The following is a 6,760-nucleotide window of genomic DNA, read 5'->3' on the forward strand; positions in this document are numbered from 1 at the left end:
ACGAATACCGCCTGCGTCGCGCGCGATCACGTAGGTTGGGCTGAGGCGCAGCCCAACCCCAACATGGGATGTACATGGCAACGTTGGGGTTCGCCCCGGATCAAGTCCGGGGCTCAGCCCAACCTACGATCGCAAAATCAGTTGCGCGTGCCGAAGAACGTCGCGCGGAAAATCAGGCTGAGCACCGATTCGATCGCCTCATCGGGCAATTCGCCCGGCATGCTCATGTTGAAATACAGCACGCCATCGATCAGGCCCATCATGGCCAGCGCCAAGTCGGGCGCGGGTGCGGGCACTTCCAGTTCCATGCGCTCGCAGAACTTCGTAATGAAGTAGGCGATCTGGTCGCGCTTTTCCAGGCACAGCGCATTCAGCCGATGACGAAACTTGGCGTCCCGCACCGCGAGCAGGCGCGCTTCGGCCCATAGCACGTAGTTGGCGTGATCCCGGTAGAGCTGGCCATAGAACTGCGCGAGCCGTTTCTGCAGTTCTTCGCGGGGCAGGTCGGTGTCCAGCAGTTCCTGCAGGTCCTGGTGCGCGTCGTCGTGATCGCGGCTGAGCAGTTCCAGGAACAAGTCGGTCTTGCTCTTGAAGTTCGAATAAAACGCGCCGCGTGTGTAGCCGGCATGTTCGGCGACGTCTTCCACGCTGGTCGCGGCCAGCCCCTTCTTGGCGATCACGGCCGCCGCCGCCTCCAGCAGGCGCAGGCGGGTCTGTTCGCGGCTTTCTTCTCGGGTCAGGCGTTTGCGTGGCATGCGGCATCTTACCACGCTGCCATAAAGCTGTATCGGAAGTCATATTTGAATTCAGATACATATATGTATTAGAGTTCGCTCCCGTATCGACACTCCCACATCCCAGGAGCACCCCGTGCTTACCCCACCGTTCCCAACGCTGCGCGCACGGCCGTCGCGGCAGGCCTGGCTGCCCTGCGCCATGGCGATTTCCTTGATCCTGCTTGCCGGCTGCGGCCGCAAGGCGCCCGAAGCCGAGGCCGCCGTGCCGGTGATCGCCCTGCCGGTAAAGGCCAGCGACGGTACCGTGACCGGCCGCTTCCCGGGCGAAGTGCATGCGCGCTACGAGATGCCGCTGTCGTTCCGCATGCCAGGAAGGCTGTCGGCGCGCTACGTCGATCCGGGCGAGCTGGTAAAGCAGGGCCAGCCGCTGGCCGAGCTCGATCCCGCCGACCCCGCCCAGCAACTGGCCTATGCCAAGGCCGCGCTGGCCGCGGCCGAGCACCGCCTGCTGTTCGCCACCCAGCAGCGCGACCGGGACGAGGCGCAATTCAAGCAGAACCTGATCAGCCAATTGCAGCTGCAGCAGACCGAAGACAACTATGCGTCCGCGCTGGCTGGCCGCGACCAGGCGCGCCAGCAATACAAGCTGGCACAAAGCACCACGCTGGTGGCCGACCACGACGGCATCATCACCAGCCGCCAGGCCGAAGTGGGCCAGGTACTGGCCGCGGGGCAGGCGGTGTTCGGCTTCGCCCAGGCCGGCGAGCGCGAGGTGTACGTGGACGTGGCGGAAAGCCGCGTCGGCGACATCACCGTCGGCCAGGCGGCAACGGTGAACCTGCCGGCATTGCCGGGTCATCTCTACACGGCGCGCGTACGCGAGATCGCCCCTGCGGCAGATGCGCAGTCGCGCACCTATCTGGTGAAGCTGGCGATCGATCACCCCGATGCCGCGCTGCAGCTCGGCATGACGGCGGACGTCGCCCTGCAAGGCAGCAGGCTGGCCGATGGCGCGATCACGATTCCGGCCACGGCCTTGTTCCACCAGGGCGAGCATCCGGCCGTATGGGTGGTGAATCCCGGCGATTCCAAGCTGGATCTGCGCCCCGTCACGGTCGCCCGCTACGGCGAGCGCGACGTACTGATTGCCGCCGGCCTCAAGGCGGGCGAACGCGTAGTGATGCAGGGCGTGCACGCCGTGGCCGCGGGCGAAAAGGTGACGCCGATTGCGCCGCCGCATCCTGAGGACGCGCCGCAATGAGCCACGAAGAACGTTTCAATCTTTCCGCGTGGACTCTGCGCCATCAGTCGCTGGTGTTTTTCCTGATGGGTCTGATCGCGCTGTTCGGCCTGCTGTCGTACAAGAACCTGTCGCAATCGGAAGATCCGCCGTTCACCTTCAAGGTGATGGTGATCCAGACCTACTGGCCCGGCGCCACGGCGAAGCAGGTGCAGGAAGAAATTACCGACCGCATCGGACGCAAGCTGCAGGAAACGCCGAACATCGACTTCCTGCGTAGTTATTCGCGTCCAGGCGAATCGCTGATCTTCTTCAATATCAAGGATTCTGCGCCGGCCTCCGCAGTGCCGGAAACCTGGTACCAAGTGCGCAAGAAGGTCGGCGACATCGCCGCGCAATTACCGCAAGGCGTGCGCGGGCCGTTCTTCAACGACGAGTTCGGCGACGTCTACACCAACATCTACGCGCTGGAAGGCGAGGGCTACACGCCGGCGCAATTGCATGACTACGCCGATCAGCTGCGCGGGGAACTGCTGCGCGTGCCGGGCGTGGGCAAGGTCGATTACTTCGGCGACCAGAACCAGCACATCTACATCGACGTCGCGAACGCGAAGCTGGCCAAACTCGGCATCAGCCCGCAGCAGATCGGCCAGGCGATCGACTCCCAGAACACAGTGGCGTCGACAGGTGTGCTCACCACTGCCGATGATCGCGTGTACGTGCGTCCGAGCGGCCAGTTCGACGATCTGAATGCCCTGGCCAACACGCTGCTGCACATCAACGGCAAAAGTTTTCGCCTTGGCGACATCGCCACGATCCGGCGCGGCTACGACGATCCGCCCAGCGAGACGATGCGCTTCATGGGCAAGCAGGTGCTTGGCATCGGCGTCACCATGCAAGCAGGCGGCGACGTGATCCATCTCGGCAAGGCGCTGGATGCGCAGATCGGCGAGCTGCAGAAGCGTTTGCCGGCAGGCTTGACGCTGTCGGAAGTCACCAGCATGCCGCATGCGGTGTCGCATTCGGTGGACGACTTCCTGGAATCGGTGGCCGAGGCGGTGGCGATCGTGCTGCTGGTGAGCCTGCTGAGCCTGGGCTTCCGCACCGGCATGGTGGTGGTGATCTCCATTCCGTTCGTGCTGGCGGCCACGGCCCTGTGCATGGACATGTTCGGCATCGGCCTGCACAAGGTATCGCTGGGTACCTTGGTGCTCGCGCTGGGCCTGCTGGTGGACGATGCGATCATCGCGGTGGAAATGATGTCGGTGAAGCTGGAGCAAGGCTGGGGCCGCGTGCGTGCGGCTGCGTTCGCCTACACCAGCACTGCGTTTCCGATGCTCACCGGCACGCTGGTGACGGTATCGGGCTTCCTGCCGATCGCGTTGGCCAAGTCGAGCACGGGCGAATACACGCGCTCGATTTTCGAAGTGTCGGCCATCGCGCTGCTGGTGTCGTGGTTCGCGGCGGTGATCGTGATTCCGCTGCTCGGTTATCACCTGCTGCCGGAACATCATCAGCGCGCCAAGCCGGGGCAGGAGTGGTGGGCGCGGTTTCTGCCCACGCGCTGGAACCAGGCGCGCGCCGCCAGGGCCGTGCAGCCCAAGCATGACGGCGAAGACATCGAGATCTACGACACCAGCTTCTATCGCCGCCTGCGTGGCTGGCTGGATGCCTGCCTGCGCTATCGCTGGCTGGTGCTGGCCTCGACCGTGGCGCTGTTCGTGATCGCGATGGCGGGCTTTGCGCTGGTGCCCAAGCAGTTTTTCCCCAGTTCCGATCGTCCTGAGCTGCTGGTCGACCTGCGCTTGCCGGAAGGTGCGTCGTATGCGGCGACGTTGCGCGAAGCGAAGCGGCTGGAAAATGCACTGAAGGATCGCAAGGACATCGCCAACTACGTCAGCTTTGTCGGCAGTGGCGCGCCGCGTTTCTATCTGCCGCTGGACCAGCAGCTGGCGCAACCGAATTTCGCGCAATTCGTGATCACCGCGAAGGATGTGAAGCAACGCGAGCAACTGGCGGCTTTTCTCGAAGGCGAACTCAAGCGCGACTTCACCGCAGTGCGCACGCGCGTCAGCCGCCTGGAAAACGGCCCGCCGGTGGGCTTTCCGGTGCAGTTCCGCGTGGAAGGCGACGATATCGCCACCGTGCGCGGCATCGCCGAGCAAGTGGCGGGCGTGATGCGCGCCAACCCGGACACCGTCGGCGTGCAGTTCGATTGGGACGAGCCGGCCGAGCGCTCGGTGCGCTTCGAAGTGGATCAATTCAAGGCGCGGCAGCTTGGCCTGACCTCGCAGGACATCGCCAACTTCCTGGCCATGAATCTGTCGGGCACCACGGTGACGCAGTTCCGCGAGCGCGACAAATTGATCGCGGTGGACCTGCGCGCCGAGCATGGCGATCGCGTGCATCCGGACCAGGTCGAACACCTGGCGATTCCCACCGCCAGCGGTGCCGCGATTCCGCTCGCGCAACTGGGGCATGTCAGCTATGGACTGGAATACGGTGTGATCTGGGAACGCGACCGCCAGCCGTCGATCATTGTGCAAGCCGATACGCGCAACGGTGCGCAAGGCCTGGACGTGACCAACGCCGTCGACAAGAAGCTGGCCGATATCCGCAGCCATCTGCCGGTGGGCTATCGCATCGAAGTAGGCGGATCGGTGGAGCAGAACGCGAAAGGCCAGGGCTCGATCAACGCGCAGATGCCGGTGCTGTTCGTGGCGGTGCTGGTGCTGTTGATGGTCCAGCTGCAAAGCATGGGCCGCACCTTCATGGTGGTGTTGACTGCGCCGCTGGGCTTGATCGGTGTGATCCTTGCGCTGCTGCTGTTCCATCAGCCGTACGGCTTCGTGGCGATGCTCGGCACGATCGCCATGTTCGGCATCATCATGCGCAATTCGGTGATCCTGGTGGACCAGATCGAGCAGGATATTCGCGCCGGTCATCCGCGCTGGGAGGCGATCGTCGGCGCGACCGTGCGCCGCTTCCGTCCGATCACGCTGACCGCGGCGGCGGCAGTGCTCGCGCTGATTCCGCTGTTGCACAGCAACTTTTTCGGACCGATGGCGACGGCCCTGATGGGCGGCATCACGGTCGCCACCGTACTCACCTTGTTTTATTTGCCGGCTTTGTACGCTGCGTGGTTCCGCGTGCGCGCCAATGAACCTGCCGGCGAACCGGAGGCTGCCGTATGAAGTCCGCAAGCATGATGATCTCCGCGCTGGCTGCAGCCTTGACGCTGGCAGGATGCGCCTTCGCGCCGCCTGCCAAGCCGCCGGCCTCGCCTTCACCCGCGCATTACACGGCTGCGCCCACGCCCGCCGCTAGCGCCAACGTGGACGGCGTGACCCAGCACTTTTCCCTGGGCGAGCGCGCCGTGCCGGAATGGTGGCGCGAGTACGGCAACGCCACGCTCAACGCCTGGGTGGAAGAAGGGCTGCGCAACAACCCTTCGTTGGCCGCCACCAAACATACGCTGGAATCGGCACAGCAACTGCTGCGCGCGCAGGTTGGCGCCAAGATGCTGCCTTCGCTGGATGCGCAGGCGCAAAGCAGCCGGCAGCGCGCCCTGGGCTTCCCCAACTTCGGGCCGCCGACGAATCTGTACGACGTTTACGCCGGGCAACTGGCGCTCAGCTACGACTTCGACATCTTCGGCGCCAACCGCCATGGCATCGAGCAGACGGCAGCGCAGGTGGACCAGCAGTCCTACGAGTTCGATGCGGCCAAGCGCAGCCTGGCCGCGAACATCGTGATTGCGACGATCAATGCGGCGTCGCTGGAGGAGCAGGTCCGTGCCACCGAACAGATTTCCAGGCTTGCGCACCAACAAGCCGATCTGGCCGAGCGCGAACGCGGCTTGGGCGCCGCCTCGCAGGACGATGTATTGAGCCTGCGCGAGCAGGCGGCGAGCACCGATACAGCCTTGCCACCGTTGCGCGCGCAAGCGCAAAAGGCGCGGCATGCGCTGGCCGTATTGCTGGGACGCACACCCGACCAGGCGCCGGCGAACCTGGCGCTGGCCGACCTGCAACTGCCGCGGAGCGTGCCGGTGAGCGTGCCATCGGACCTGTTGCAGCAGCGGCCGGACATCCTGGCCGCGCAAGCCGCGGTGCATGCGGCATCCGCGCAGGTAGGTGTGGCGACGGCGAACCTGTTTCCGCACATCTCCTTGTCGGCCACGCTGGGCACGGAGGCCTTCAAACCTGCGAACCTGTTCACCGCGGCAGGCTCGGTATGGAGCGCCGGGCTTTCGCTGACGCAGCCGATCTTCCACGGCGGCGAATTGATCGCCAAACGCAAGGCCGCCATCGCCAGCTACAACGCTGCGATCGCGGATTACCAGCAGACCGTGCTCAACGCGTTCCAGAACGTCGCCGATACCTTGACTGCGCTCGACCAGGACGCCTTGACGCTGCAGGCGGCGCAGACCGCGGCTGCCTCGGCACAGCAATCGTTCAACAACGCCGAGGCGCGTTTTCAGCTGGGCGGTGTTTCCTATCCGTCGAAGGTGCTGAGCGAGCAGCATTGGCAGAACGCGCGGCTGACCGAGATCCAGGCTCGGGCGGCGCGGCTGGCGGATACGGCGGCGCTGTTCCAGGCGATGGGCGTGCCGCAGGATGCGGCGCTGGCGGAAAACTCGCGGCGCTGACTTGCGAGCGATATTCCTGACTCGCCACCAACTGTTCCCTCCCCTGCGAAGTAGGGGAGGGCTAGGGTGGGGTCAGTCAACCTCGCGACGAATTCCAGCAATGCGACAAGCTCGCGCAACCCCACCCCAACC

4 protein-coding genes are annotated in these 6,760 nt (G+C 64.7%); 3 read left to right on the forward strand and 1 reads right to left on the reverse strand.

All coding sequences use genetic code 11. The features are described 5' to 3' along the window. Positions 1-137 precede the first annotated feature (137 nt). On the reverse strand, positions 138-755 hold the full coding sequence (locus ACTHNE_RS14165; RefSeq protein WP_324941774.1) for a TetR/AcrR family transcriptional regulator: 618 nt from the start codon (positions 753-755) through the stop codon (positions 138-140). A 115-nt stretch (positions 756-870) separates the two neighbouring features. On the opposite strand from ACTHNE_RS14165, the gene ACTHNE_RS14170 reads away from it, so the two are divergent. Genes ACTHNE_RS14170 through ACTHNE_RS14180 form a run of 3 tightly spaced genes read left to right on the forward strand, consistent with a single transcriptional unit; the run spans position 871 to position 6,628 of the window. Beyond that, entirely contained in the window at positions 871-1,998 is a 1,128-nt protein-coding gene (locus tag ACTHNE_RS14170) for an efflux RND transporter periplasmic adaptor subunit (RefSeq protein ID WP_440269591.1), read from the forward strand. After that, positions 1,995-5,171 (forward strand): efflux RND transporter permease subunit, encoded by a 3,177-nt coding sequence (locus tag ACTHNE_RS14175; protein WP_440269592.1) that lies wholly within the window; start codon positions 1,995-1,997, stop codon positions 5,169-5,171. The genes ACTHNE_RS14170 and ACTHNE_RS14175 overlap by 4 nt, the downstream gene beginning before the upstream one ends. Beyond that, the gene (locus tag ACTHNE_RS14180; RefSeq protein ID WP_440269593.1) at positions 5,168-6,628 is read left to right on the forward strand and encodes an efflux transporter outer membrane subunit; all 1,461 of its coding nucleotides are present in this window, start codon (positions 5,168-5,170) and stop codon (positions 6,626-6,628) included. Before ACTHNE_RS14175 ends, ACTHNE_RS14180 begins: the two co-directional genes overlap by 4 nt. Positions 6,629-6,760 lie beyond the last annotated feature (132 nt).

The sequence above is a fragment of the Dyella sp. genome, assembly GCF_051954575.1.
In the GTDB taxonomy this organism is placed as follows: domain Bacteria; phylum Pseudomonadota; class Gammaproteobacteria; order Xanthomonadales; family Rhodanobacteraceae; genus Dyella_B.

Coding starts and splice junctions, on each gene's coding strand:
- ACTHNE_RS14175 (WP_440269592.1), top strand. CDS start 1,995: ATGAGCCACGAAGAACGTTTCAATCTTTCCGCGTGGACTCTGCGCCAT.
- ACTHNE_RS14165 (WP_324941774.1), bottom strand. CDS start 755: ATGCCACGCAAACGCCTGACCCGAGAAGAAAGCCGCGAACAGACCCGC.
- ACTHNE_RS14180 (WP_440269593.1), top strand. CDS start 5,168: ATGAAGTCCGCAAGCATGATGATCTCCGCGCTGGCTGCAGCCTTGACG.